Origin of the sequence: Actinomadura miaoliensis, assembly GCF_039536785.1 — a bacterium.
Lineage (GTDB): Bacteria > Actinomycetota > Actinomycetes > Streptosporangiales > Streptosporangiaceae > Spirillospora > Spirillospora miaoliensis.
In genome coordinates, this window is the sequence record NZ_BAAAZG010000042.1 from 77,718 (window position 1) to 103,291 (window position 25,574).

At 72.9% G+C, this 25,574-nt stretch carries 22 protein-coding genes and 2 pseudogenes; 19 read left to right on the forward strand and 5 right to left on the reverse strand.

Annotated elements, in window-relative coordinates; translation table 11 throughout:
• The first annotated feature begins 1 nt into the window (after nucleotide 1).
• Genes pucL through ABD811_RS27415 form a run of 8 tightly spaced genes read left to right on the forward strand, consistent with a single transcriptional unit; the run spans nucleotide 2 to nucleotide 10,503 of the window.
• Nucleotides 2-865, forward strand: a complete 864-nt coding sequence (gene pucL, locus ABD811_RS27380) for a factor-independent urate hydroxylase (protein ID WP_344953246.1) — start codon at nucleotides 2-4, stop codon at nucleotides 863-865.
• A 9-nt stretch (nucleotides 866-874) separates the two neighbouring features.
• Nucleotides 875-1,747 carry an FAD binding domain-containing protein gene (locus ABD811_RS27385; protein ID WP_344953249.1) on the forward strand — a complete coding sequence of 291 codons (873 nt, stop codon included), beginning with the start codon at nucleotides 875-877 and terminating at the stop codon, nucleotides 1,745-1,747.
• Nucleotides 1,747-2,226 carry a (2Fe-2S)-binding protein gene (locus ABD811_RS27390; protein WP_344953514.1) on the forward strand — a complete coding sequence of 160 codons (480 nt, stop codon included), beginning with the start codon at nucleotides 1,747-1,749 and terminating at the stop codon, nucleotides 2,224-2,226. Before ABD811_RS27385 ends, ABD811_RS27390 begins: the two co-directional genes overlap by 1 nt.
• Nucleotides 2,223-3,572, forward strand: coding sequence for an 8-oxoguanine deaminase (locus ABD811_RS27395; protein WP_344953252.1), 1,350 nt, complete (start codon nucleotides 2,223-2,225; stop codon nucleotides 3,570-3,572). The genes ABD811_RS27390 and ABD811_RS27395 overlap by 4 nt, the downstream gene beginning before the upstream one ends.
• On the forward strand, nucleotides 3,572-5,899 hold the full coding sequence (locus ABD811_RS27400; protein ID WP_344953255.1) for a xanthine dehydrogenase family protein molybdopterin-binding subunit: 2,328 nt from the start codon (nucleotides 3,572-3,574) through the stop codon (nucleotides 5,897-5,899). Before ABD811_RS27395 ends, ABD811_RS27400 begins: the two co-directional genes overlap by 1 nt.
• Nucleotides 5,896-7,239, forward strand: a complete 1,344-nt coding sequence (gene allB / locus ABD811_RS27405) for an allantoinase AllB (RefSeq protein WP_344953257.1) — start codon at nucleotides 5,896-5,898, stop codon at nucleotides 7,237-7,239. The genes ABD811_RS27400 and allB overlap by 4 nt, the downstream gene beginning before the upstream one ends.
• Nucleotides 7,236-8,288 (forward strand): allantoicase, encoded by a 1,053-nt coding sequence (alc, locus tag ABD811_RS27410; protein ID WP_344953259.1) that lies wholly within the window; start codon nucleotides 7,236-7,238, stop codon nucleotides 8,286-8,288. The genes allB and alc overlap by 4 nt, the downstream gene beginning before the upstream one ends.
• Nucleotides 8,289-8,322: 34 nt before the next feature.
• Complete coding sequence (locus ABD811_RS27415) at nucleotides 8,323-10,503, forward strand: bifunctional serine/threonine-protein kinase/ABC transporter substrate-binding protein (protein WP_344953262.1); 2,181 nt, start codon at nucleotides 8,323-8,325, stop codon at nucleotides 10,501-10,503.
• Here the strand turns inward: ABD811_RS27415 and ABD811_RS27420 are convergent.
• Nucleotides 10,500-10,733 (reverse strand): DUF397 domain-containing protein, encoded by a 234-nt coding sequence (locus tag ABD811_RS27420; protein WP_344953265.1) that lies wholly within the window; start codon nucleotides 10,731-10,733, stop codon nucleotides 10,500-10,502. The genes ABD811_RS27415 and ABD811_RS27420 overlap by 4 nt on opposite strands.
• Nucleotides 10,734-11,120: 387 nt before the next feature.
• On the opposite strand from ABD811_RS27420, the gene ABD811_RS27425 reads away from it, so the two are divergent.
• Both ABD811_RS27425 and ABD811_RS27430 read left to right on the forward strand, forming a co-directional pair.
• Nucleotides 11,121-12,131 (forward strand): aldo/keto reductase, encoded by a 1,011-nt coding sequence (locus ABD811_RS27425; RefSeq protein WP_344953268.1) that lies wholly within the window; start codon nucleotides 11,121-11,123, stop codon nucleotides 12,129-12,131.
• A 9-nt stretch (nucleotides 12,132-12,140) separates the two neighbouring features.
• Nucleotides 12,141-12,593 (forward strand): SRPBCC family protein, encoded by a 453-nt coding sequence (locus ABD811_RS27430; protein WP_344953271.1) that lies wholly within the window; start codon nucleotides 12,141-12,143, stop codon nucleotides 12,591-12,593.
• A 325-nt stretch (nucleotides 12,594-12,918) separates the two neighbouring features.
• Here the strand turns inward: ABD811_RS27430 and ABD811_RS27435 are convergent.
• Both ABD811_RS27435 and ABD811_RS27440 read right to left on the reverse strand, forming a co-directional pair.
• Nucleotides 12,919-13,893 (reverse strand): annotated as a pseudogene (locus ABD811_RS27435) (NsdA family TPR-like regulatory protein); the annotation flags it as partial.
• A 161-nt stretch (nucleotides 13,894-14,054) separates the two neighbouring features.
• Nucleotides 14,055-15,428 carry an NsdA family TPR-like regulatory protein gene (locus ABD811_RS27440; RefSeq protein ID WP_344953277.1) on the reverse strand — a complete coding sequence of 458 codons (1,374 nt, stop codon included), beginning with the start codon at nucleotides 15,426-15,428 and terminating at the stop codon, nucleotides 14,055-14,057.
• A 242-nt stretch (nucleotides 15,429-15,670) separates the two neighbouring features.
• Between ABD811_RS27440 and ABD811_RS27445 the strand changes: the two genes are divergently transcribed.
• Together ABD811_RS27445 and ABD811_RS27450 are read left to right on the forward strand one after the other, a co-directional pair.
• A complete protein-coding gene (locus ABD811_RS27445; RefSeq protein ID WP_344953280.1) occupies nucleotides 15,671-15,976 on the forward strand; it encodes a hypothetical protein in 306 nt (101 codons plus the stop codon).
• On the forward strand, nucleotides 15,976-16,329 hold the full coding sequence (locus tag ABD811_RS27450) for a hypothetical protein (RefSeq protein ID WP_344953283.1): 354 nt from the start codon (nucleotides 15,976-15,978) through the stop codon (nucleotides 16,327-16,329). The genes ABD811_RS27445 and ABD811_RS27450 overlap by 1 nt, the downstream gene beginning before the upstream one ends.
• A 143-nt stretch (nucleotides 16,330-16,472) precedes the next feature.
• Here ABD811_RS27450 and ABD811_RS27455 read toward each other — a convergent pair whose 3' ends face one another.
• On the reverse strand, nucleotides 16,473-17,093 hold the full coding sequence (locus ABD811_RS27455; protein ID WP_344953286.1) for a TetR family transcriptional regulator: 621 nt from the start codon (nucleotides 17,091-17,093) through the stop codon (nucleotides 16,473-16,475).
• A 234-nt stretch (nucleotides 17,094-17,327) separates the two neighbouring features.
• Between ABD811_RS27455 and ABD811_RS27460 the strand changes: the two genes are divergently transcribed.
• The 5 genes from ABD811_RS27460 to ABD811_RS27480 are packed head-to-tail and all read left to right on the forward strand — an operon-like array spanning nucleotide 17,328 to nucleotide 23,812.
• Nucleotides 17,328-19,013: an AMP-binding protein gene (locus tag ABD811_RS27460; protein ID WP_344953289.1), complete on the forward strand. Its 1,686-nt coding sequence runs from the start codon at nucleotides 17,328-17,330 to the stop codon at nucleotides 19,011-19,013.
• A 1-nt stretch (nucleotide 19,014) separates the two neighbouring features.
• Nucleotides 19,015-20,157 carry an acyl-CoA dehydrogenase family protein gene (locus ABD811_RS27465; protein ID WP_344953292.1) on the forward strand — a complete coding sequence of 381 codons (1,143 nt, stop codon included), beginning with the start codon at nucleotides 19,015-19,017 and terminating at the stop codon, nucleotides 20,155-20,157.
• Between the two features lie 12 nt (nucleotides 20,158-20,169).
• Nucleotides 20,170-21,342 (forward strand): acyl-CoA dehydrogenase family protein, encoded by a 1,173-nt coding sequence (locus ABD811_RS27470; protein ID WP_344953295.1) that lies wholly within the window; start codon nucleotides 20,170-20,172, stop codon nucleotides 21,340-21,342.
• 11 nt (nucleotides 21,343-21,353) lie between these two features.
• A complete protein-coding gene (locus ABD811_RS27475) occupies nucleotides 21,354-22,649 on the forward strand; it encodes an OB-fold domain-containing protein (protein ID WP_344953298.1) in 1,296 nt (431 codons plus the stop codon).
• Nucleotides 22,646-23,812 carry a lipid-transfer protein gene (locus ABD811_RS27480; RefSeq protein ID WP_344953302.1) on the forward strand — a complete coding sequence of 389 codons (1,167 nt, stop codon included), beginning with the start codon at nucleotides 22,646-22,648 and terminating at the stop codon, nucleotides 23,810-23,812. Before ABD811_RS27475 ends, ABD811_RS27480 begins: the two co-directional genes overlap by 4 nt.
• Nucleotides 23,813-23,818: 6 nt before the next feature.
• Here the strand turns inward: ABD811_RS27480 and ABD811_RS27485 are convergent, their stop codons facing one another.
• Nucleotides 23,819-24,502: a TetR family transcriptional regulator gene (locus ABD811_RS27485; protein WP_344953305.1), complete on the reverse strand. Its 684-nt coding sequence runs from the start codon at nucleotides 24,500-24,502 to the stop codon at nucleotides 23,819-23,821.
• A gap of 257 nt (nucleotides 24,503-24,759) precedes the next feature.
• Here ABD811_RS27485 and ABD811_RS27490 point away from each other — a divergent pair, with 257 nt between their 5' ends.
• Together ABD811_RS27490 and ABD811_RS27495 are read left to right on the forward strand one after the other, a co-directional pair.
• Nucleotides 24,760-25,035, forward strand: coding sequence for a hypothetical protein (locus tag ABD811_RS27490; RefSeq protein ID WP_344953308.1), 276 nt, complete (start codon nucleotides 24,760-24,762; stop codon nucleotides 25,033-25,035).
• Between the two features lie 59 nt (nucleotides 25,036-25,094).
• Nucleotides 25,095-25,574, forward strand: a pseudogene (locus ABD811_RS27495) (hypothetical protein); the annotation flags it as partial.

The window sequence follows — 25,574 nt, forward strand, 5'->3', positions numbered from 1 at the left end:
GGTGGCGATCGTTCTGGGGCCGAACCGGTACGGCAAGGCCGAGACGCGCGTCGTCCACGTCACCAGGGACGGCGAGACGCACCACCTCAAGGACCTCAACGTGAGCATCTCGCTGTCCGGGGAGATGGACGAGGTGCACCTGACGGGCGACAACGCGGCGGTCCTGCCGACGGACTCGCAGAAGAACACCGTGTTCGCCTTCGCCCGCAAGCACGGCATCGGGGAGATCGAGGAGTTCGGGCTGCTGCTGGCCCGGCATTTCGTCGCCTCGCAGCCGACCATCCGGCACGCGCGGGTCGAGATCGAGGAGTACGCCTGGGAGCGCCACGGCCCCCACTCGTTCGTCAGGTCGGGGCAGGAGGTCAGGACGGCGCTCGTCCACAGCGACGGGCCGGGCGGGCAGGAGTCCGTGGTGTCGGGGCTGACGGACCTGGTGGTGCTCAACTCCACCGGCAGCGAGTTCCACGGGTTCATCCGGGACGAGTACACCACCCTGGAGCCCACCGACGACCGGATCCTGGCGACGGCGGTGACGGCGCGCTGGCGGCACCGGGGCACGGACGCCGCGTGGGGACGGTCGTACGAGCGGGCCAGGCGGTGCCTGCTGGAGGCGTTCGCCGGGACCCACAGCCTGTCGTTGCAGCAGACGCTCTACCAGATGGGGCGGCATGTGCTGGCGGAGTGCGGGGAGATCTGCGAGGTACGGCTGTCCATGCCGAACAGGCATCATTTCGCGGTGGACCTGACGCCGTTCGGCATGGACAACGACAACGAGGTCTTCTTCGCCGCGGACCGCCCGTACGGGCTGATCGAGGGCACCGTCCTGGACGACGCGGCCCCGGCGGCGCCGAGGGCCTGGAGCTAGGGGAAGGTCATGGAGTTCCTGCGCCCGGTGAGCTGGGCGGACGCGCTGGCCGCCAAGGCCGCGCGGCCCGGCGCCGTGCCCATCCAGGGCGGCACGGACGTCATGGTGGAGATCAACTTCGATGCGGGAAGGCCGGAGGCGCTGCTCGACCTGAACCCGGTGCGCGAGCTGGCCGAGTGGGACGTCGCCGAGGACGGGCGGCTGCGGGTCGGCGCCGGGGTGCCGTACGCGCGGCTGATCGGGGAGCTGGGCGACCGGCTGCCGGGGCTGGCGCAGGCGTCCCGCACCGTGGGGTCGCCGCAGATCCGCAACCGCGGCACGATCGGCGGGAACCTGGGCGCGGCCTCGCCCGCCGGGGACGGGCACCCGCCGCTGCTGGCGGGCGACGCCGAGATCGAGGTGGAGTCGGCCGAGCGGGGCGTGCGGATGATCCCGGCGGCGGAGTTCTTCACCGGCGTCAAGACGAACGCGCTGCGCGACGACGAGCTGATCCGGGCGTTCTGGATCGCCCCGGCGAGCGGTCCCCAGTACTTCTCCAAGATCGGCACCCGGAACGCCATGGTGATCGCGGTGTGCTCGTTCGCCGTCGCGCTGCACCCGGAGCGGCGCCGGGTCGGCACCGGGGTGGGGTCGGCGGCGCCGACGCCGCGCCGCGCCACCGCCGCCGAGGAGTTCGCGTCGGCCGAGCTGGACTGGACGGGGCGGCGGCCGCTGGATCCGGCGGTCGCGCGGCGGTTCGGCGAGCTGGCCGCCGGGGCGGCGTCCCCGATCGACGACGTGCGCGGCACCGCCGGCTACCGCCGCCACGCCCTGGCGGTCCTGGCGCGCCGCACGCTGACCTGGGCCTGGAACGACTACGTGGCTGGACGGAGGGTCTCGTGATGCGGGTCAACTTCACCGTCAACGGGTGCGAGGAGACCGTCGACGACGTGTGGGAGGGCGAGAGCCTGCTGTACGTGCTGCGCGAGCGGATGGGCCTGCCGGGCTCGAAGAACGCGTGCGAGCAGGGCGAATGCGGGTCGTGCACGGTGTATCTGGACGACGTGCCGGTGTGCGCGTGCCTGGTGGCGGCCGGGCAGGTGGAGGGACGCCGCGTCCGGACGGTGGAAGGGCTGGCCGACCGGGACGGCGAGCGGCTCGACCCGGTGCAGGAGGCGTTCGTGGAGGCGGGCGCCGTGCAGTGCGGGTTCTGCACGCCGGGGCTGATCGTCCAGGCGCACGACCTGCTCAGCCGGGTGCCCGAGCCGAAGGACGCGGAGATCCGCGAGGCGCTGGCGGGCAACCTGTGCCGCTGCACCGGCTACGAGAAGATCCTCGACGCGGTCCGGCTGGCCGCGCGGCGGAAGGCGGCCGCCCGATGAAGATCATCGAGAACGCGTACGTCGTCACCGTGTCGGGGGACGAGCATCCCGGCGGGCACATCGTGATCGACGGCGACCGGATCGCGGCGGTGGGGCCCGGCCCCGCGCCGGAGATCGACGGCGCGGAGCGGATCGACGGCACCGGCTGCCTGGCCACGCCCGGGCTCGTCAACACCCACCATCACCTGTACCAGTGGGCGACCCAGGGCCTGGCCATCGACAACACGCTGTTCGAATGGCTGGTGGCGTCCTACCGGGTGTGGGCGCGGATGGACGCCGAGGTGGTGCGGGGCGCGGCGAGCGCGGGGCTCGGCTGGCTGGCGCTGTCGGGGTGCACCACGACGACCGACCACCACTACGTGTTCCCCAAGGGGCGCGGCGACCTGTTCGCCGCCGAGATCGAGGCGGCGGCCGAGCTGGGCGTCCGGTTCCACCCGTGCCGCGGCTCCATGGACCGCGGCAAGTCCGACGGGGGCCTGCCGCCGGACGAGGTGGTCGAGGACCTCGACACGATCCTCGCCGAGACCGAGGCCGCGATCGACCGGTACCACGACGCCTCGCCCGGCTCCATGCTGCGCGTCGCGGTCGCGCCGTGCTCGCCGTTCTCGGTGAGCAAGGAACTGCTGGTGGCGGCCGCCGAGCTGGCCCGCGCCAAGGGCGTCCGGCTGCACACCCACCTCGCCGAGACCCTGGACGAGGAGGAGCACACCACCGAGCAGTTCGGCATGACGCCCGTCGAGTACATGGACTCGATCGGCTGGCTGGGCGCCGACGTGTGGCTGGCGCACTGCGTCCACCTGCACGACTCCGACATCGCGCGCCTGGCCGAGACCCGCACCGGCACGGCGCACTGCCCCAGCTCCAACGCGCGGCTCGGCGCCGGCATCGCCCGCGTCGCGCACCTGCTGGAGGCGGGCGCACCGGTCGGGCTGGGCGTGGATGGGGCGGCGTCGGCGGAGCTGGTGCCGCTGGCCGGGGAGCTGCGGCAGGCCATCTACATGCAGCGCGCCCGGTACGGGCCGACCGCGCTCACCGCCCGGCAGGCCCTGGAGATGGCGACCCTCGGCGGCGCCCGCTGCCTGGGCCGCCAGGACGAACTCGGCACGCTGGAGCCGGGCAGGCTCGCCGACGTCGCGCTGTGGCGGATGGACGGCTTCCACGCCGCCATCGACGACCCCGTGGTGGCGTTCGCGTTCGGGCAGACGCCGCCGCTGGCCCGCCTGCTGGTCGGCGGCCGCACCGTGGTCGAGGACGGCGTGCTGGTCACCGTCCCGCAGGACGAGACCGCACGCCGCGGGGCCGACGCCCATCGCCGGCTGATGAGGCTCGCCGAGGAGGTGGTGTGATGACCGCTCCGGTGCGAAGCCCCGGCCAGGTCGCCGCGCCCGGCCTCGGCGGGGTGGGGGACAGCCCGCCCCGGCCCGACGGCACCCTCAAGGTCACCGGCGAGTTCGCCTACGCGTCCGACCTGTGGATGGACGGCATGCTGTGGGGCGCCACGCTGCGCAGCCCGCATCCGCGCGCCCGCATCACCTCGATCGACATCGGCCCGGCGCTGGCCACGCCGGGCGTGCACGCCGTCCTGACGCACGAGGACGTCCCCGGCGACAAGGTGTACGGCCTGGACGGCACGCGGGACCAGCCGGTGCTGGCCATCGGCGAGGTCCGCCACCAGGGCGAGCCGGTCGCGCTGGTCGCCGCCGACCATCCGGAGATCGCACGCCGGGCGATGGAGAGGATCGCGATCGGGTGGGAGGTGCTGGAGCCGGTCACCGACCCGCGCGCCGTCATCGCCGACCCCGAGGGCAACCGGGTGCAGGAGCGCGGCGGGATCTGCCGGTACCAGCCCGTGCGCGTCGGCGACGTCGCGCGGGCCAGGCGGGACGCCGAGGTCGTGGTGTCGGGGGAGTACGAGGTCGGCATCCAGGACCAGGCGTTCCTCGGGCCCGAGTCCGGGCTGGCCGTGCCCGCCGAGGACGGCGGCCTGGACATGTACGTGTCCACGCAGTGGATGCACAACGACCTCCGGCAGATCGCGCCGTGCCTGGGGCTGCGCGAGGACCAGATCCGCATGACGCTGGCGGGCGTGGGCGGCGCGTTCGGCGGACGCGAGGACCTGTCGATGCAGATCCACGCGGGCATGCTGGCGCTGCGCACGGGCCGTCCGGTGAAGATGTCCTACAACCGGTACGAGTCGTTCTTCGGGCACGTGCACCGGCATCCGGCGCTGATGCGGTACGAGTACGGCGCCACCCGCGACGGCCGCCTGCTGTACGCGGACGTGGAGATCGTGCTGGACGGCGGCGCGTACACCTCCTCCACGCTGAACGTCACCGGCAACGCGGCCTCGCTGGGCGTCGGCCCGTACGAGATCCCCAACATCAGCATCGACGCGTACGGCGTCTACACCAACAACCCGCCGTGCGGCGCGATGCGCGGGTTCGGCGCGGTGCAGGCGTGCTTCGCCTACGAGTCGATGATGGACAAGGTGGCCGCGGCCTGCGGGATCGGCCCGCTGGAGGTGCGGCGCCGCAACGCCGTCCGCCAGGGCTCGAAGCTGGCCACCGGCCAGGTGATCGACTCTCCGGCGCCGCTGGCCGAGCTGCTGACCCGGCTGGAGGCGATGCCGCTGCCGCCGCCGCCCGACCCGTCCCCCGACATCCGCGACCTGCCGGGCGGCGCGTCCCAAACCACGCACGGCGAGGGCGTCGTGCGCGGCGTCGGCTACGGCGTCGGCCTGAAGAACATCTGCTTCTCCGAGGGGTTCGACGACTACTCGACCGCGCGGGTGCGGCTGGAGGTGATCGGCGGGGAGCCGACCGCGCTGGTGCACACGGCCGCCGCCGAGGTCGGGCAGGGCCTGGTCACGCTGCAGGCGCAGATCGCCCGGACCGAGCTGGGCGTGCAGCGGGTGACGATCCACCCCGCCGACAACCGGGTGGGGGACGCGGGGTCGTCCAGCGCGTCCCGCCAGTCGTACATGACCGGCGGCGCCGTCAAGACCGCGTGCGAGGCCGTGCGGGCCGAACTGCTGGCGCGGGCCGGGCGGCGGCTCGGGCTCGCCGCGTCCGGGCTGTCCGTGCTCGGCGGCAAGATCGTGTCGCGGGACGCGGGGATCGTGGCGTCGATCGAGGAGATCCTCGGCGACGACGCGATCGAGGAGACCCGCGAGTACCGTCACCGGCCCACGCAGCGGATGGACCCCGTCACCGGGCAGGGGCGCAGCCACAACCAGCTGGCGCTGTGCGTGCACCGGGCCGTGGTGGACGTGGACGTCGAACTCGGCCTGGTCAAGGTGGTGGAACTGGCCGCCGTCCAGGACGTCGGGAAGATCATGAACCGGCAGGCGCTGGAGGGGCAGATCCACGGCGGCACCGCGCAGGGGCTCGGGCTGGCGCTGATGGAGGAGATCCAGGTATCGGGCGGTCTGGTCCGCAACCCGTCGTTCACCGACTACCTGATCCCTACCATTCTCGACATGCCACCGATGACGCTGGACATCGTTGAATATCCGGACCCGCACGCCCCCTACGGGCTGCGCGGCGCGGGCGAGCCGCCCACCCTGTCGTCCACGCCCGCGATCGTCGCCGCCGTCCGGGACGCGACCGGCAGGCCGCTGACGCGAGTACCCGTCCGTCCTGAGGACATATCCCTGCCAGGGGGTGCCGCGTGAACAGTGTGACCGAGGTGAACGAACCGTACGATCTGGTGGTCCGCTCCCGCCGGACGGTGCTGCCGACGGGGGAGCGGGCGGCCGCGGTGGCGGTGCGGCACGGGGTGATCGCCGCGATCGGGGCCCTGGACGCCCCGTTCGCCGCCGCCGAGGAGGTCGACCTCGGCGACGCCGCGCTGCTGCCGGGCCTGGTCGACACCCACGTGCACGTCAACGAGCCGGGACGCACCGAGTGGGAGGGCTTCGCGAGCGCCACGCGCGCGGCCGCCGCCGGGGGCGTCACGACGCTGATCGACATGCCGCTCAACTCGCTGCCGCCGACCACCGAGCCCTACGCCCTGACGGTCAAGCGCAAGACCGCGGCCGGCCAGTGCTTCGTGAACGTGGGGTTCTGGGGCGGCGCCGTCCCCGGGAACCTGCCGCAACTGCGTCCCCTGCACGAGCGGGGCGTGTTCGGGTTCAAGTGCTTCACCTGCGACTCGGGCGTGCCGGAGTTCCCGCCGCTGACACCCCGGCAGATGCGCGAGGCGTTCGCCGAGATCGCCATGTTCGGTGGCCTGGTGGTCGTGCACGCCGAGGACCCGGACGCGCTGGCCGAGCAGCGCGGCGGCGACTTCGCGGCGTTCGCGGCGTCCCGCCCGCCGGACGCCGAACGCGCCGCCGTGGAGCGGGTGCTCCGGCTGGTGGAGGAGACGGGCGTGCGGGCGCACATCCTGCACCTGTCCGCCGCCGCCTGCCTGGAACCACTGGCCGACGCCCAGCGGAGCGGCCTGCCGGTGACCGCCGAGACATGCCCGCACTACCTGACGCTCGCGCCCGAGGACGTCCCCGGCGTGACCGGCACCTCGTTCAAGTGCTGCCCGCCCATCCGCGACGAGGCCAACCGCGAGGAGCTGTGGCGGGCGCTCGCCGACGGCGTGATCTCCTGCGTGGTGTCTGACCATTCGCCCTGCACGCCGGAGCTGAAACGGGGCGACTTCCGCACCGCGTGGGGCGGGATCTCCTCGCTGCAGATCGGCCTCCCAGTGATGTGGACGGCCGCAAGCGCGCGCGGGCACGGGCTGGACGCGGTGGCGCGCTGGATGGCCGAGGAACCGGCCGCGCTCGTCGGCCTGGACGCCCGCAAGGGCCGCATCGCCGTCGGGCACGACGCCGACCTGGTCGCGTTCGACGCCGACCGGACGTTCATGGTCGACCCCGACCGGCTGCGGCACCGCCACCCCGTCACCCCCTACGCGGGACGCGCGCTGAGTGGCGTCGTCCGGGCGACCTGGGTGCGCGGCGTGCTCGTCGACGACGACACGCCGCACGGCGAGCTGCTGACCGGCGTGCGCCCGTGAGCGACGCCGCCGCGCTGCCCGACCTGGCCGTCCGGACCCTGGGCGGCTCGGTGGTCGCCGCCAGCGACGAGTCGTTCGCCGCCAAGGAGAACCTGCTCAACCCGTGGGCCCCGGCGTTCCGGCCGGAGACGTTCGGGGCCAAGGGGCAGGAGTACGACGGTTGGGAGACCGCGCGGCGGCGTCCCGGCGCGGACGGGGAACTCGGGCACGACTGGGCGATCGTCCGGCTCGGCCTGCCCGGCGTGATCCGCGTCGTCGTCGTCGACACCGCCTGGTTCCTCGGCAACTTCCCGCCGCTGGCGTCGGTGGAGGCGTGCGCGGTGGACGGCCACCCGTCGCCCGCCGAGGTGGCGGCCGCCGACTGGGTGGAGATCGTCCCGATGAGCCCGCTCAAGGGCGACACTGCGCACGAGTTCACGGTCACGGGGGTGGAACGGCGTTTCACGCACGTGCGGCTGAACATCCACCCGGACGGCGGCGTGGCCCGGCTGCGCGTGCACGGCGACGTCGTCCCCGACCCGCGGCTGCTCACCGGCCTCACCGTCGACCTGGCCGCGCTGGAGAACGGCGCCCGCGTCGTCGCGTGCTCCAACGGGTTCTACTCGGCGCCCGACAACATGCTGTTCCCCGGGCTGGCCCGCAACCAGGCCGAGGGCTGGGAGACCGCGCGGCGCCGCGAACCCGGCAACGACTGGGCGGTCGTCCGGCTCGCCGCCCCCGGCGTGGTCCGCCTCGCCGAGATCGACACCACCAACCTGCGGTTCAACGCGCCCGGCGCCGTGACGCTGCGGGGCCTGGACGCCCGCCGCGCCTCCCTGGACGACCCGTCCGCCTGGCGGGAACTGCTGGGACGCACCCGCGTGCAACCCGACGGGCGGCACCGCTTCCGCCTGCCCGGCGGCCGCGAGGTCACGCACGTCCGCGTCGACATCCACCCCGACGGCGGCCTGGCCCGCCTGCGGCTGCTCGGCGACCTCACCCCCGACGGCGAACGCCTCCTCACCGCCCGCTGGAACGACCTCACGCGGAACCGGTCCGAAATGGCATGATCGACGTGTCCGTTCGACGCGCCCGGAGGACTGGATGGCCGACCCCCTGCTCCCGGACGACCCGACCGCACTCGGCGCCTACACCCTGGAGAAGCGGCTGGGCGAAGGCGGGCAGGGCGTGGTCTACGCGGGACGCGACGGCGACGGACGGCAGGTCGCGGTCAAGCTGCTGCACGCCCGGCTCAGCGACGACCCGTCCGCCCGGACCCGGTTCGTGCGGGAGCTGGAGGCCGCCGAGCGGGTCGCGCCGTTCTGCACGGCGCGGATCCTGGACGCCGACGTCGACGGCGACCGCCCCTACATCGTCAGCGAGTTCGTCTCCGGCCCGTCGCTGGCCGCGCTGGTCCGCGACCAGGGGCCGATGGACGCGCCCGCGCTGCTGCGGCTGGCGGTCGGCACGGCCACGGCGCTGGCGGCCGTCCACCGCGGCGGGATCGTGCACCGCGACTTCAAACCGGCCAACGTGCTGATGGCGCCGGACGGGCCGCGCGTCATCGACTTCGGCGTGGCCCGCGCCCTGGACCACGAGGCGGTCACCGTCACCGGCCAAATCGTCGGCACACCCGCCTACATGGCGCCCGAGCAGATCGCGGGCGGAACCGTCGGACCGGCCACCGACATGTTCGCCTGGGCCGCCACCATGGTGTTCGCCGCGACCGGACGCGCCCCGTTCGGCGGCGACTCCGTCCCGGCGGTGCTGCACCAGGTGCTGCACGGCGAGGCGGACGTGCGCGCGCTGCCCGCCCCGCTGGCCGAACTGGCCGCCATCTGCCTGGCCAAGGACCCGGCCCGCCGCCTCACCGCCCCGGACCTGCTGCTGCGGCTGCTGGACGCGGCCGGAGCCCGCCCCGGCCCGGACTCGGGCGACCTGCTGGAACACGGCGCGACGATGGCCACCGCCGAACACCTGGCCGCGCCGCCGCCACCGCCCCCGGCGCCCGTCCCGACCAGCGGACCGCCGCCGACGCCGTGGACACCACAGGCGCCCGGCGGTCCCGCACGCAGGCCGACGCGTGTGGTCGGCGTGCTCGCCGCCACCTGGGCGCTGATCATCGCGGGGGTGGTGGGCCTGGGAGTCGCGGGCGTCCCCCTGATCCCCGGCACCGGCGGGATCGGCGCGTCCGGCGACGCCGAGCGGAAGACGGTCGACATCGGCGTCCTGGGACCGTTCTCGGGCGACCTGTCCACGCTCGGGCAGCCGATGCTCGCCGGTGCCCGCCTGGCGGTGGACGAGTACAACGCCTCACGGCCCCGGGTGCGGGCGCGGCTCATGCAGTACGACACCGGCGGCAAACCGGAGGGCGCCACGCTCGCGGCGACCCGGGCCCGCACCGACGGCGTCGCCGCCGTCATCGGCCCCATGACGGGCCAGGAGGCCATGCCCGCCGGGCAGACGCTGGAGAGCGCGGGCATCCCCAGCGTCACCCCGTCGGTGGCCGACCGGACCCTGACACAGCGCGGCTGGCGGTACTGGCACTCCGTCGTCCCCGTCTACGAGACTCGGATCGCCGCGCTCGCCGACCTGGCCCTGACCGCCGCACCGGGAACGCGCAAGGCGGTGCTGATCGCGGACGGAACCGCGGCGACCACCGTGAACGCCGACCCCATCGAGAGGCACCTGCGCGGCAAGCGCGTCACCGTGCGGCGCGTGACGGAGCCCCCGGGCTCCACCTTCACGCGCGCCATCGACGCGATCAAGAAGGAGGGCGCGGACACCGTCTTCTTCAGCGGCTACTTCCCCGAGAGCGCGCGGCTGCTCAAGAACGCCCGGCAGGCCGGGGTGAAGGCCCGCTTCTACCTGCCCGAGGGCTCGCAGCTGCCCAACTTCGTCGAGATGGCCGGGCGGGACGCCGCAGAGGGCACCGTCACCATCTGCGGCTGCCTGGACGCGACGTCACAGGCCGGCGGCACGACGCCCCCCGCCTACAACGCGTTCGCCCAGCGGTACGCCAAGGCCAACGGCGGCTCCCAGCCCGGCACCTACGCGGCCGAGGCGTACGACGCGGCGACGGCCGTCACCCGCGCACTCGCCCAGGGCAGGAGCACGCCCCAGGACATCAACGCCTACCTCGGCACCATCGACGTGCAGGGCGTCACCCAGCGGATCAAGTTCGGCGCCGGCGGAGCGCTGACCGCCCCCGTCATCTACGCCTACCAGGTGAAGGGCGGCAGGTTCGTCTCACTGGGCGACGCGCGCACCGCCCGGGTGTCCTAGCCCTGGGGCGGTTCCTCCTCCAGGAGGTCGTCGAACTCGCCGTCCTTGACGCCGGCGATGAAGGCGTCCCACTCGGCCTCGGTGAAGTACAGGATCGGGCCGTCGGGGTTCTTGGCGTCGCGCATCACCACGGCGCGCTCACCGAAGTCCTTGTGGTCGACGGGCACGTCCTTGCCATCGATGAACTCGATGATGACGCCGTCGCTGAGCACCGGCTGCTGCTCGGTCACTGGCACACCTTCTCCGTCCCAGGTGGGGTGGACGGCTCCCAGGCTAGCCCGGCCCGCCCCCACCCGCCCGCCCCTTGACCCCGAACACACGGACCCGAGAACGACCCGCGAACCCTTTGTCCCACTTGGGAAAGAATTGTCGCCCGGCGCGAGCGGCGGGCTTCACCAGGCCGCCTGCTGGAGGCAGCGCGGCGGTCTGGGTCAGCGGTGTGGACGCGGACCGTCGGCAGCCGTGCCGGCGCGGTTAGCCTGGGAAAGAAGGGGAACGAATACGCGGCCGTCGACACGCGGACGACCCCAGAGCGGTAGTGGTCCCCGAATCAAACGAATCAACCGGGCCCTCAGGCATGGCCACACAACGTCTTCGAAAGACCACAGGACACCGCCATGGAACTCCGAGAGATCATCCCTGACCGGATCGGCTTTGGTACCGCACCGCTGGGCAATATGTTCCGCGCGGTCCCAGACGACCAGGCACGCGCCACGGTGCAGGCAGCCTGGGACGCGGGCATCCGTTACTTCGACACAGGTCCCCTCTATGGGGCCGGCCTGGCCGAACTCCGGCTGGGCGAGGTGCTCTCCCGACAGCCTCGAGACGCGTATGTGCTGTCCACCAAAGTGGGTCGCGTGATCCTCGACGAGGAGGAGACCGGTGCCCGGGACCTGGGTGAGAAGGGAACCCTCTTCGAGTACGGCCGCAAAAACAAGATCGTGCACGAGTGGACGGCGGACGCCACAGAGCGCTCCATCGAGGGAAGCCTGCAACGACTGGGTGTCGACCGGATCGACATCCTCTGGGTCCACGACATCGCGCAGGATTTCCACGGTGATGTGTGGCTGCAGAAATTCGAGGAGGCACGCACCGGCGCATTCCGGGTGCTGTCCCGCCTGCGCGACGAGGGCGTCATCAAGGCCTGGGGAGTCGGTGTCAACCGCACCGAGCCCATCGAAATCACGCTCGCCCTGGAAGAGCCCCGGCCCGACGGGTTCCTGCTGGCGGGACGCTACACCCTGCTCGACCACGCACACGCACTGCAGCGTCTCCTGCCCATGGCCGCCGAGCAGGGGGTCGGCATGGTCATCGGCGGCCCCTACAGTTCCGGGGTGCTCGCCGGTGGCACCCACTTCGAGTACGCGGACGCCTCCCCCGAAATCATCGAAAAGGTGCGGCGTCTCCGGGAGATCACCGACCGGCACGGGGTGAGCATCAAGGCCGCTGCCCTCCAGTTCTCCCTCGCCCACCCGGTCACCGTCGCGGTCGTCCCCGGCGCCACGAAACCAAGCCGCATCGCCGAGGACCTCGCCGCCCTGGAGGAGAAGGTCCCCGTCGACTTCTGGGCCGACCTGCGCCGGTCCGGCCTTGTCAGTCCTCAGGCACCACTGCCGGAAGGCGCCTGAGGACATCCGGTGGACCGCACACCCGGCAAACCCTGGAGGAACGTCATGGCATCCACATCAGTGAGCCGGCTCGTCCCGGCATCCCCCGAGCGTGTATGGAAGCTGATCGGTGGTTTCGGTTCGCTGCCGGACTGGCTTCCCTACATCCCGGAGAGCACTCCCGAGGAGGGAGGCCGCGTCCGGCGGTTGAAGAACCCTGACGGCGACGTCATCGTCGAACGCCTGGTGGACTTCAACGAAACCGAACGTCGCTACAGCTACACCATCCTGCAAGCGCCCTTCCCCGTGGTCGACTACATCTCCACCCTGCGGGTGCATCCGGTGACCGGCCAGGAGGACGCGGCCGAAGTCCAATGGTCGGGACGGTTCGTCCCCCATGGCGCGACCGACGAAGAAGTGGTCGCCCTCTTCACCGGCATTTTCCGCGATGGCCTCGCCGCCCTGCACAACGCCCTGAGCTGAAGCCCGGGTGGCGGCAAGGGCCCGTGCGGGCTGGTTGTTGTAGATGGCCATCGAGGCCATGGCGTCGGTGGCGAACGCGCACAACTCGTCGTGCCCGGCCTGGTCGGCGTGCTCGAACGCGTCTATCACCCCCGCCTCAGCAGCCAGTGGGTCACCGAGGTCGTGCGCCAGCCAGGCGAGCATCTCCGACAACCATGCCGCGTGAACGCGAACGGTCTCGGCTCGGTGAGGACACTTCGGGGATCCGGGAACTCGACGGCCGTCAGACCGTCCTCGATCAGCTTCAGATACGGCGGGGATGTTCAGCGCGGACTGACCGCGTCGCTCATCGTCGCCTCACTGCCCGGCTGTGCCGGTCTTCCTCTCGGAAGTCCTGCACGACGGTCAGGTCGCGGTAGCGCTCGTTGAGCACGCGATCAAGGTCCCCGGCCCGCCGGCGCACCGCCGCCAGCAGGCGCGAGGTTGTGAGCGCCTGCCGTCCTTGCTCTGCGGCCTCCTCCGGTTCCGCCAGCCCGGCCAGTGCCAGGGCCATGTCGAGGCGGGCCATGGCCGTCCGGCTGGGCGATCTTGACGGGGCAGGCCACGCGAGTTCGGTGTCAAGGGCGGCCTGGGCGTGTTGCCTGGCACGGACGAAATCGCCCTGCGCGGCGTCCCCGAGCCAGATGTACGCCTCTGCTATATGGCCGGTCATGCCGAAAGCGGCCAGGGTTCCGGTGTCCATGGCTATACGGAGCGGTGGACGGTCCGGGAGGCGTTCGTGCAGTTCGCTGGCCTGCCGGAACATCTCCTGGAACCCTTGCCGATCGCCCTGCCGGGCATGGGAACGGGCTGCCTGGGTGCGCAGGCGCACCGCCAGTGGGTGGCGCGCCGGCGCTTTGGCGATACCCCGCCGGGCGGCGGCAAGCGCGCGAGCGGGTTGGTTGTTGTAGATGGCGATCGAGGCCATGGCGTCGGTGGCGAAGGCGCACAGCACGTCGTGCCCGGCCTGTTCGGCGTGTTCATAGGCGTCGACCGCCCACGCCTCCGCGGCCAGCGGATCACCGAGGTATTGCGCCATCCACGCGAGAATCTCCGACAGCCAGGCCGCGTAGACGAACAGTTCGCGGGACTCCTTGAGAGTTCGTGGACCGTCGATGAGTTCGGCGACCCGGATGCGGTAGGCACGTGCGCTGTTGAACACGTCGATAGGCGGATCGAAATTCTGGCGGCGGTCGAGAGTGGCGAGTACGGAATCCATGTGTGCGAACGTGCTGCGTCCGAGGGCGGTAGCGTTCGCGTGCTGGGTGAACTCCATCGCCTCGCGGTGTCTCCAAGGACCCTTGGCAGCACCTCGGGAGCGACGGCTGCCGCCACTCCCAGCCCTAGGGCGACTCGGCGTTTCATCTGCCCACCCCCTCTGGACGGACCAGCTTCAGATACGGCGCGCGGGTGTTCGGCTCGGACTTGGCCGCGTCGCCATCGTCACCTCGCCGATCGGTCGTGTCGATACGCCTCCCGGAAGTCCTGGACGGCGCCCAGGGTTCGGTAGCGGGTGGTGAGCACCCGATCAAGGTCCCCGGCCCGCCGCCGCACTGGATCCACTCGGCGCGCGGTGGTCAGCACCTGCCGTCCCAGCGCGGCGGCCTCCTCTGGTTCCCCCAACTGGGCCAGTGCGATGGCGAGGTCGACGTGGGCCATAGCTTCCCTGATGGGCGAACGGGAGGAGACGGGCAACGCCAGTTGAGCGTCGACCGCGGCCTGGGCGTGCTGCTTGGCGCGGAGGAAGTCGCCCCGCTCGGCGTCACCCAGCCAGATGTACGCCTGTGTCGCATGGCCCGTGATGGCGAAAGGGGCCAGGTCGGCGGTGTCCAAGGCGAGCCGGAGCGGAGCGCGCGCCGGAAGCCGCTCGTGCAGGTCACGGGCCTGCCGGAACATCTCCTCGCACGCCTCCCGGTCGCCCAGCCTGGCATGGGCGCGGGCCGCTTGAGTGCGCAGATGAATCGCCAGCGGATGCCGTCCAGGCGCCTTGGCGACGCCCTGCCGAGCTGCGGCAATGGCTCGTGTGGGCTGGTCGTGGTAGATCGCGACTGAAGCCATGGCGTCACAGGCCCACGCGCACAGCTCGTCGTGCCCGGCCTGGTCGGCGTGCTGGAACGCGTCGATCGCCCAAGCCTCAGCGGCCAGCGGATCACCAAGGCAATGCGCCAGCCATGCGAGCATCTCCGACAGCCATGCCGCGTAGACGTACAGCTCGCGAGCTTCCTTGAGAGTCCGCGGCCCCTCAATGAGTTCGGCGACTCGGTTGCGGTAGCTGCGCGCGGTACTGAACAGGTCGGCCGGCGGATCGATGTTGTACTTCCGGTCGAGGGTGAGGATGACGGATTCCAGGTGGGCGAACGTGCCGTGTCCGACGGCACTGGCATTCGCGCGCCGGGTGAACTCCATCGCCTCGGCCGCAGTGTCCGGGAGGACTCTGTGCAGGAGTTCGGGGGCGACGGCGACGGTCGCTCCCAGTTTCAGGGCATCTCGGCGTTTCGTCGGGCCACCCCCTTGCGTCGAAGTGGATGGATATCCATCATCGTCGCCCGTTTGGGGCAGCTTTGTCTCGTTCTGGGGGTGGAGTTCCGTCTCGGTGATACCGAACACGGTGGCGTAGGCGGTGACCCAGTCCCGGGGGTACACCTGGCCGCTCTCATGGCGGACGATCTGCCGGGCGAGGGCCTTGACCTTGTCCGTGGGGTGGCTGGTGATCCCGATGGCCTGACGTAGTTGCCGGGCCATCTCGAAGGTTCCCCATCCGCGCGATTGCCGCTCGGTGCGCAGCCGCTCGGCCCACGCTGGACGCTCCTGCTCCATGGCACCTCACACCCTTTCGTTCGGGGTGGCCGGGGACAGAGAGGGGGTGTCCCCGCGGGTGCTGCCATTGTCTACGTTCCGTAACTGGTTCGCAGCGCTTTGAATCGGCGGTGCGGATGCGCGGTGACCGCCGGGTCCGCCGTGGGAGGCGACCGAGACCGTCCGCCCGCGAAGACGAGGACGGCCCCGGCCCGGTGCGGACAGATCCGGGGCCTCGCCGGACGGTAGGAGGAGGTCCGACTATGGACGAGCGTGCGGGCGCCCTCGACTCGTGCGACCCACTGGCGCCGCTCGGCACGCAGTTGTCCGTGCGTGGACTGGTGGTCGAGCGCGGCGCGAACGGGCTTCATGTCGCGGTCAAGGGGGACCCGGACGCCTGTGACACCATCGCGTGCCGCCCGCGGCCGGAGGACGGCGGCAGGCCGTGGTTCTGGACGTCACGCGGCGAGCCGATCGCTGAGGCCGACGACGAGCACATGGACGACGCGGCCCTGTACGTGCTGGTGCGCCTCGCCGAGCGCTCAGGGGACGCGAGGGCGGAGCGGTGATGGGCGGGCGGAACGCCGACCAGGCGCTTGCCGTTCTGCGCGCACGGTTTCCCGAGGCGCAGGTGTGGCGCGGAGAGCACACCGGCAAGCTGTGGGGTCTGGTGCGCGACCCGTCCGGCCGGGCCCACCTGGTGGAGGCCGAAAACCCCGTCGAACTCGGTCGGCTCCTGGAGGACGCGCAGGGCGGGCTGCCTCCGGCGCCGCGACCCGTCACCGGTCGCGCCCGCCCGGTGCCGCGTCGGGCGGGCGTGCCTACGTCCATGCCGGTGTACGGGCGGCATGAGGCGCCGCGGGCGCCGTGGTGGCGGCGCTTGGCGGGTGCCTTCGTCCAGTTGGACGACGAGGAGTGGTGAGCCGGGGGCGGCCGTGCGGTGGACTGCCCCCCCGTCCCGGATCGTCGCCCCCATCCAGCGTCGCGCCCTTGCCGACCCGGGGGCGGTGCGGTACGGCGGGGCGGGTCCACGCGCGGGTGGCCCGCCTCGCCTTCCTCGGGGAGCTAGAAGTCGTGGAGGAGGCGGGCGGCGGCGATTTCCAGGCGGGACTGGGACTCCTCGGGGGTGGCGCGGCCGCGCAGCATCTCGATCATCTCCATGGTCCAGACGCTGGTCAGGGCCCGGACCACGATGCGGCGCGGGTCGTCCTCGGGGAGGTCGGCGTCCGGGCCGGCGGCGGCGCGCAGGAGGAGGGCGGCGAGGCGGTCGCCGATGTCGGTGCGCACGTCCGACAGCAGGAGCGAGCGGATCAGCGCGTCGGCCAGTTCGGGTTCGCGCATCAGGCCCCGGGTGGCGCGCATGAGCACCTCCACCGTGCGGCCGGGCGGGGAGTCGGTGCGCGGCGGGCGGCGCTCGACGCTGCCCTCCAGCAGGTCCAGCTCCTCGCTGACCACGGCCACGACCAGGTCCATCTTGGACGGGAAGTAGCGGTAGAGGGTGCCGAGGGCCACGCCCGCGCGTTCGGCCACGGTGCGCATCTGCATGGCCTCCACGCCGCCGCGCGAGGCCAGCGCGGCGGCGGCCTGCACGATGCGGCGGCGGCGCTGCAGCTGGCTGCGGGAGCGGCCGCCCTGCCGACCCGCACCGGCCGTGCTGTCGTCGGTGGTCGTCGGCTCTGCGGTCACGGTCGCTTCCCTTCCTCGCGCGTGCCCTTGTGCGGGCCGCTCGCATCTGTGCGGCCCCAGCCTACCTTCCGGCGAGAACCTGTTATCTGAATTCGTTCCGGCGGGCGGTGGGACCCGTTCGGCGCGTGGCCCGGTGGGCGTTGTGAACGCGGTGTCCGGCCGGGCCTCTGGACAGGAACTAGAATCTGTTCTAGTTTGCGCCGTGAGGTCGGGACGGCGAAAGGGGGCGCGGGAGTGACCGTGGCGGCGATGCTGACGGCGCGGGCCGCCGACGACCGGCCCGGCCTGCGCCGCGCCGAGGACGGACGCGCCTGGACCTGGCGCCAGGCGGTCGCCGAGTGCGCCGTCCGGGCCGCCTGGCTGGCCGCAGAGCCGCACCCCGCCGACCGGCCGGTGCACGTGGGCGTGCTGCTGGACAACGTGCCGGAGTTGGTGTTCCTGCTGGGCGGGGCCGCGCTGTCCGGGTCGGTGCTGGTCGCGCTGAACACCACGCGATCGGCCGCCGAGCTGGCCGGGGACGCCGAGCGGGCCGACTGCGACGTGATCGTCACCGAGTCCGCGCACGCCGGACTGGCCGCCGCCGTCGGCGCGGCGACCGGGCTGCCCGTGCTGGACGCCGGCGGCGAGCCGTACCGCGCCCGGCTCGCGCGGCACGCCGGCGCGCCCCTGCCCGACGTCACCGGCGTCACGGACACGACGCTGCTCATGCTGATCTTCACCTCGGGCACGTCCGGCCGTCCCCGCGCCGTGCGCGTCACCCACCGCAAGGTCACCGTCCCCGGCCGGAACCTGGCCGGACGCCTGCTCACGCCGGACGACGTCGTCTACTGCCCGATGCCGCTGTTCCACTCCGGCGCGGTCATGGCCGCCTACGCGCCCGCGCTGGCCGCCGGGGCCGAGCTGGTGCTGCGCCGCCGGTTCTCCGCGTCCGGGATGCTGCCGGACGTGCGCGCGCACGGCTGCACCTACCTGCACTACGTCGGCAAGGCGCTGTCGTACGCGCTGGCCACGCCCGCCGCGCCCGACGACGCCGCCAACCCGCTGCGCGTCGCGTTCGGCAACGAGGCGGCCCCGGCCGAGCAGCGCGCGTTCGCCGACCGGTTCGGCTGCCATGTGGTGGACGGCTACGGCTCCACCGAGACCGCCATCGCCTTCACCCCGGACCCGCACGGCCCGCCCGGCGCGCTCGGCCGCCTCGGCGACGGCGTCAAGATCCTCGATCCGGAGACCGGCGGGGAGTGCCCGCCCGCCCGGTTCGACGCGGCCGGACGGCTCGTCAACGGCGACGAGGCCATCGGGGAACTGGTCAACACCGCCGGGCTCGGCCTGTTCGACGGCTACTACAACGAGGACGCCCCCGACCGGCTGCGCGACGGCATGTTCTGGAGCGGCGACCTCGCCTACGCCGACCCGGGCGGTCACGTGTTCTTCGCCGGGCGGTCCGCCGACCGGCTGCGCGTGGACGGGGAGAACTTCGGCGCCGTGCAGGTGGAACGCGTTCTCGCCGATCTGCCGGGGCTGCGGGCGCTGGCGGTGTACGGGGTGCCGGACGCCGCGTCCGGCGACCAGGTGATGGCGGCCCTGGTCACCGACGGCGCCCCCGGCGACTTCGACGCCGAGGGGTTCGCCGCCTACCTGCGCGGCCGCGCCGACATGAGCCCCAAGTGGCCGCCCCGGTACGTGCGGGTGGCGCGGGAACTGCCCGTCACCGCGTCCAACAAGATCCTCAAGCGGAGGCTGGCCCGGGAGGGCTGGCGCACCGGCGACCCGGTGTGGTGGCGGCCCGGCCGGGAACTGGTCTACCGCAGGATGACGCCGGACGACGCGGCCGCCCTGCGCGCCGAGTTCGCCCGGCGCGGCCGCCTCCACCTGCTGGCACCCGACCCGGCCCCCGAGCCCTCGCCGAAAGGGAGCGACTGACGTGGACTTCAACCTCGACGAGACCCAGCGGGAGCTGCGGGACCTCGCCGCCGACGTGCTCGGACGCGAGGCGTCCCACGAACGGCTGGAGGCGTTCGAGAAGAGCGGCGCCCCCTACGACGCGGCCACCTGGAAGGCGCTCGCGCAGGCCGGGCTGCTGGGCGTGTGCCTGCCCGAGGACGCGGGCGGCGCCGGGCTCGGCCCCGTCGAGATGGCGGTGATCCTGCGGGAGGCCGGCGCGCACGTCGCGCCCGTGCCCCTGTACGCGGCGCTCGCGCTGGCGGCCGTCCCGATCGCGCGGCACGGCACCCCCGCCCAGCGCGCGCTGCTGGCGCCACTGGGCGAGGGCGGCACGGTGCTGACCGGCGCGTACCGCGAGGTGGGCCCGTCCGGGACGGTCACCGCCACCGCCCGCGGCGACGGCGACGGCTACGTGCTGGACGGCGTGAAGACGTTCGTGCCGTACGCGGCGGAGTCGTCCCGCATCCTCGTCCCGGCCCGCCTGGACGGCGGTGACGTCGAGGTGTTCCTCGTGGAACCGGGCGCGGTGTCGCTCACCCCGCAGCCGTCGGCGACCACCGAGCCGCTGTCGCGGGTCGAGCTGTCGGGCGTGCGGGTCGGCGCGGACGCCCTGCTCGGCGGCGGCACCCGCGGCGAGGCCTGGCGGACGTTGCACCGCGCCGCCGTCGCGGGCGCGGTCGCGGTGGCCTCCGGCGTCATCGACAGCGCGCTGAAGCTGACCACCGACTACGTCAAGACGCGCGAGCAGTTCGATCGGCCGCTGGCGCAGTTCCAGGCCGTCACCATGCAGGTCGGGGACGTCTACATCGCCAAGCGCGCGCTGGACGTGGCCATGTGGGCGGGCGTGTGGCGGTTCGCCGAGTCGATGCCCGACGCCGACGAGGTGCTGGCGGTCGCCGCGTACAACGCCTGCGACCCGGTGCCGCGCGCCCTCTACACCTGCCAGCACCTGCACGGCGGCATCGGGCTGGACGTCACCTACCCGCTGCACCGCCGTTTCGCCTGGGGCAAGCAGGTCGGCCACCTGCTCGGCGGCGCCGACGACCAGCTCGACGCGCTCGGCGCCCTCCTCGCCGCACCCGCGCCCGGGGAAGCCGCCGCGACCGTCACCGCCGGGAACTGAGGAGCGTCACGCGTGTTCATCGACCTCACCGACGAGCAGAAGAAGCTGCGCGCCGAGCTGCGCGAGTACTTCCAGGGCTGCCTGACCCCCGAGCAGCGGGCGGGCATCGCCGACGACCCGTTCGGCACCGCGTACATGGAGCACTGCCGGCGGCTCGGCCGCGACGGCATGCTCGGCGTGGCGCTGCCCAAGGAGTACGGCGGACGCGGCTACGGCCCGGTCGAGCAGCAGATCTTCGCCAACGAGATCGCCCGCGCCGAGGTCCCGTACCCGATCATCACGCTGAACACGGTGGCGCCGACGCTCCTGCAGTACGGCACCGACGAGCAGAAGCGCACGTTCCTGCCGCGCATCCTGGCGGGGGAGTGCCACTTCGCGATCGGCTACAGCGAGCCGGGCGCGGGCACCGACCTGGCGTCGCTGCGCACCACGGCGGTCCGCGACGGCGACCACTACGTCGTCAACGGGCAGAAGATCTTCACCTCGGGCGCGCACTACGCCGACTACATCTGGCTGGCCGCGCGCACCGACCCGCACGCCAAGAAGCACAAGGGCATCTCCATGCTGATCGTGGACTGCCGCGACCCGGGCTACTCCTGGACGCCGATCGTCACCATGGACGGCCGCCACCACACCAACTCCACCTACTACCAGGACGTGCGCGTCCCGGCCGACATGCTCGTGGGGGAGGAGAACAAGGGCTGGGACCTGATCGTCAACCAGCTCAACCACGAGCGCGTGACACTCGGCCCGGCGGGCAACATCGGCCACACCTACGACCGGTTCGAACGCTGGGCCCGCACCACCGCCGGGCGCGACGGCAGGCCGCTGATCGAGCATCCGGACGTGCGCCGCGCCGTCGCCCGCGTGCACGCCTACCTGCGCGTCAACGAGCTGCTCAACTGGCAGGTCGCGGCCGACCAGGACCTGGGCTGGCTGGGCGCCCCGGACGCGTCCGCCACCAAGATCTACGGCTCGGAGCGGATGCAGGACGTCGGCCGGATCGTCGGCGACACGCTGGCCCGGTTCGGCGACCCCGGCGACCCGGCCACCGCCGAGTTCATCCGCGTGCTCGACCACGGCGTCAAGGGCGCGGTGGTGCTGACGTTCGGCGGCGGCGTCAACGAGGTGCAACGCGAGATCATCGCGATGCTCGGCCTCGGCCTGCCGCGCGCCCCCCGCTAGGAGGTTCACCGATGACGACGACGCAGGAGGCGGCGGAGACGTCCGTCCACGACCGGCTGACCGAGGCGGCCGAGCGGCTCGCCGCCGCCGGGGAGCGGCCCGCGCCGCCCTGCCCGGACCCCGTCAACGCCGCGATGATCCGCAACTGGACGCAGGCGCTCGGCGACACCGGCGACTGGTCGCGGGTCGCGCCGCCCGCGATGATCCAGGTCTGGTCGATGCCCGGCCTCGTCGCGGGCAAGGGAGACTCCGCGGCGGACGAGGTGCTCCGCATGCTGGACGAGGCCGGCTTCACGGGCGTGGTCGCCACCAACTGCGAGCAGACCTACGACCGGTACGTGCGCGTCGGCGAACATCTGCGCCCGGCCATGCGGTTCGGCGGCCTGACCGGCCCGAAGAAGACCGCGATGGGCGAGGGCTACTTCGTCACCTGGTACCAGACCTGGTACGACGAGGACGACCGGCGCGTGGCCGAGATGCTGTTCCGCGTGCTGAAGTTCCGGCCGCGCAGGCGCCGCGCCGGGGCCACGACCCCCATGAGGCCGGTGACCAGCCTGGACACCGCGTTCTTCTGGGAGGGCGCCAAGGCCGGTGAGCTGCGCATCCAGCGGTGCGCGGACTGCGGCGCGCTGCGCCACCCGCCCGGGCCGATGTGCCCGTCCTGCCACTCGGTCGCCCGCGACCACACGGTGGCGAGCGGACGCGGCCATGTGCACAGCTACGTCGTGCACCACCACCCGCCCGTCCCCGGCCGGACGCCGCCGTTCGTCGTCGCCGTGGTCGAGCTGGAGGAGGGCGTGCGCGTCGTCGGCAACGTCCTGCGCTGCGACCCCGGCGAGGTGACGGTCGGCATGCCCGTCCGCGTCACGTTCGAGCACGTCGACGACGAGCTGACCCTGCCGCAGTGGATCCCCGCCGACGCCCCCGAGGACGAACCGCCCCCCGAACCCGACGAACCGGCTCTGCTGGAGATCCCGCTGACGCCCACGTTCGTCATCGCCACAGCCCTGGCCACGCGCGACTTCACACCCGTCCACCATGACACCGCGCTGGCCCGCGCCCAGGGCACCAAGGACATCTTCCTCAACATCCTCACGACCATGGGCCTGGTGCAGCGCGCCGCCCTGGCCGCCGTCCCCGGCGCGACGCTGAGCGGCATCGCCGTGCGGCTCGGCGTCCCCGCCTACGCGGGCGACACCCTGCGCCTGTACGCCGAACGCGTGGACGCGACGACGCTCAGGGTGCGCGGCGCGGTGAGCCTCGGGGACCACGTGACCGCCACCGTCGAGTTCGAGGAGGGCGCGTGAGCGTCTCGGGCAAGGCCGCCGTCGTCGGCATCGGCGCGACCGAGTTCTCCAAGGAGTCGGGACGGTCGGAGCTGCGGCTGGCCGCCGAGGCGTGCCTGGACGCGATCCGCGACGCCGGGCTGCGGCCGTCCGACGTGGACGGGCTCGTCACCTACACCGCCGACACCAGCTCCGAGATCGCCGTACAGCGCGAGCTGGGCATCCCCGGGCTGCGGTTCTTCTCCCGCGTCGACTACGGCGGCGGCGCCGCGTGCGGCACGGTCGCGCACGCCGCGATGGCCGTCGCGACCGGGCAGGCCGACGTGGTCGTGTGCTACCGCGCGTTCAACGAGCGTTCCGGGCACCGGTTCGGGCAGGCGACCCGCTCCGGCCGCGCCGACGCCACGGGGCTGGAGTTCTCCTGGCACCTGCCGTACGGGTTCGCCACCCCGGCGGCGTGGGTGGCCATGCAGGCCCGCCGCTACATGCACGAGTACGGCGCGACCGGCGAGGACTTCGGCCGCGTGGCGGTGGCCATGCGACGGCACGCGGCCACCAACCCCAAGGCGTGGTTCCACGGACGTCCCATCACGCTGGAGGACCACCAGGCGTCCCGGTGGATCGTGGACCCGCTGCGCCTGCTGGACTGCTGCCAGGAGTCCGACGGCGGCGTGGCGCTCGTCGTCACGTCCGTGGAACGCGCCAGGGACCTGCCGCGTCCGCCCGCCGTGGTGACGGCCGCCGCGCAGGGCACCGGCCCCGACCAGATGATGATGTTCGGCTACTACACCGGCGACCTGGCGGCGCTGCCCGCCATGGGCCGGGTCGGCGCGACGCTGTGGCGGCAGTCCGGCCTGACGCCCGCCGACATCCGGACCGCGATCCTGTACGACCACTTCACCCCGTTCGTCCTGATCCAGCTGGAGGAGCTGGGCTTCTGCGGACGGGGCGAGGCCAAGGACTTCGTCAAGGACGGTGGCATTGAGCTCGACGGCCGGTTGCCCGTCAACCCCAACGGGGGTCAGCTGGGTGAGGCGTACATCCATGGCATGAACGGCATCGCCGAGGCCGTCCGCCAGATCCGCGGCACCTCTGTCAACCAGCTCGACGACGTCGGGCACGTGCTGGTGACGGCCGGAACCGGCGTTCCGACGAGCGGCCTGGTCCTGAGCGCCCTGCCGTGAGCCGGGCTACTTCCCCTCCGGCGGGAAGTTGAGGCCCTGCTCCAGGACGGCGAAGGCGTCGTCGACCGCGTCGGATATCTGCTCGTAGCCCATCTTCGGCGAGCGCATCGCCTCGGCGGCGGCGTGGAACGCGCTCACCGCGGCGGCCGCGACCACGTGCGGGCGCAGGTCGGTGTCGGGGTCGGTGCCCATCCGCTCGGCGATCAGGCGGGTCAGCTCGGCCTGCTTCTTCTGCGTCAGCTCCAGGCTGCCCGCCATGAGGGTGTCGCTGTCGGCGGTCAGGTCGAGCAGGCAGCGGAAGCGCGCGGGGGCGAATCCCATCTCGCCGCGTTCGGCCGCGCGGGTGGTGTCCACCGCGATGCGGCGCAGCGCGGTCAGGATCGGCTCGTCGGTGTAGCGCTCGGCCACCATCCGCATGAGGGCGTGGTGCTGCTCCTCCTGGAAGGTCAGCGCCACGTCCTCCTTGGAGGCGAAGTAGCGGAAGAACGTGCGGGACGACACCTCGACGGCCTCGGCGATCTCGTCGACGGTGGTGGCGTCGAAACCCTTCTCGGCGAACAGCCGGAACGCGGCGTCGACCAGGGCGTCCCGGGTCTGCCGTTTCTTGCGTTCACGGCGCCCGACCGGCGCCGTGGGGGCGGGGCGGACCTGCGGACCGGCGGGGTGGGCCTCGGGGGCGGTCGCGGTCATGAGCGCAGTGTGGCATTCCCGCCACGCCTTTCGCCAGTGGAAGTCCGGCCGATTCGGGCATGAACGGGACATGTCGGTCGGGCGGCCCGGAAGTCACCTGCGCCGTCGCACGACCGTCATAGACTTGGCCGCCGAGTGGAGGGGGCAGAAGCCATGGGCAAGCACAGCAAACCGCCCACGCGTCCCTGCCCTGGATGCCAGGGGACGGGCACGCACAGGGGCCACACGTGCGGGGTCTGCCGGGGCGAGGGACGGATATGACGATCTACCCCCCCGACGGGTGCACCTTCGAGGTCACCTACACCCTCGGCAAGCGCGGCATGGGTCAGGAGTCCTTTCCCGACGTGTACGCCCTCGGCCGCTGGTTCAAGGAGATGGAGCGCCGCGGCGCGTTCGAGCCCGAGGACTTCCAGACGCCGGACGAGGACGGCCGCAACGGCTACCGGATCGTGTGCGTCACCGACAGCGAACGCGTGCCGATCAGCTACTTCCACCCGCGCCTGGTGATGGGCCGCATCGAGGGCGCCCGCTAGCGGCCCCGTCGGCCGGGGCTCAGTCTTCGCTCGGGCTCGGCGTCGGGTTGGACGTCGGCGTGGGCGCGGCCGGGGGCTCGGGCGACGCGGCGGGCGGCGGGCTCGACGGCGACGAGGGGGCCGGGGAGCCGGGGTCGGCGGGCGTCGCCGACTGCGACGGCTCCGGCGTCCGCGCGGGCGACGACGGTGTGGCGGACGGCGTGCCCGGCGACGTCGATCCCGGGGCGGACGGGCTACCGGTCGCGGTGCGCCGCTCGTCCGGCGTGGACGATCCGCCGCCTCCGCTGGACGGTGCGCCGCCGCCCGGCCCGCCGGGCACGCCGGACGCGCCGGTGCCGCCGGTCGCCCACGGCGGTGCCGCCGGACGGCTGGTCTGGGTGAACGGGCCGGTGCTCGGGCCGCCGCGCGTGGCATCGGACGCGCCGCCGGGGGGACCGCCCGCCGGGCGGGCCGAGCCCGCCTCCGTGCGGTCGCTGCGCGACGTCGGCACGAGGTTGGCCGCGCCGCCGCCGTTGCCCACCGGCCACGAGATCAGCATG

Excerpts from the sequence above, each read along its gene's own strand:
- ABD811_RS27415 (WP_344953262.1), top strand. The coding sequence starts at position 8,323 with ATGGCCGACCCCCTGCTCCCGGACGACCCGACCGCACTCGGCGCCTAC.
- ABD811_RS27440 (WP_344953277.1), bottom strand. The coding sequence starts at position 15,428 with ATGGAGCAGGAGCGTCCAGCGTGGGCCGAGCGGCTGCGCACCGAGCGG.
- ABD811_RS27490 (WP_344953308.1), top strand. The coding sequence starts at position 24,760 with ATGACGATCTACCCCCCCGACGGGTGCACCTTCGAGGTCACCTACACC.
- ABD811_RS27400 (WP_344953255.1), top strand. The coding sequence starts at position 3,572 with ATGACCGCTCCGGTGCGAAGCCCCGGCCAGGTCGCCGCGCCCGGCCTC.
- ABD811_RS27475 (WP_344953298.1), top strand. The coding sequence starts at position 21,354 with ATGACGACGACGCAGGAGGCGGCGGAGACGTCCGTCCACGACCGGCTG.
- ABD811_RS27390 (WP_344953514.1), top strand. The coding sequence starts at position 1,747 with ATGCGGGTCAACTTCACCGTCAACGGGTGCGAGGAGACCGTCGACGAC.
- ABD811_RS27450 (WP_344953283.1), top strand. The coding sequence starts at position 15,976 with ATGGGCGGGCGGAACGCCGACCAGGCGCTTGCCGTTCTGCGCGCACGG.
- ABD811_RS27425 (WP_344953268.1), top strand. The coding sequence starts at position 11,121 with ATGGAACTCCGAGAGATCATCCCTGACCGGATCGGCTTTGGTACCGCA.
- ABD811_RS27445 (WP_344953280.1), top strand. The coding sequence starts at position 15,671 with ATGGACGAGCGTGCGGGCGCCCTCGACTCGTGCGACCCACTGGCGCCG.
- ABD811_RS27395 (WP_344953252.1), top strand. The coding sequence starts at position 2,223 with ATGAAGATCATCGAGAACGCGTACGTCGTCACCGTGTCGGGGGACGAG.
- ABD811_RS27485 (WP_344953305.1), bottom strand. The coding sequence starts at position 24,502 with ATGACCGCGACCGCCCCCGAGGCCCACCCCGCCGGTCCGCAGGTCCGC.
- ABD811_RS27385 (WP_344953249.1), top strand. The coding sequence starts at position 875 with ATGGAGTTCCTGCGCCCGGTGAGCTGGGCGGACGCGCTGGCCGCCAAG.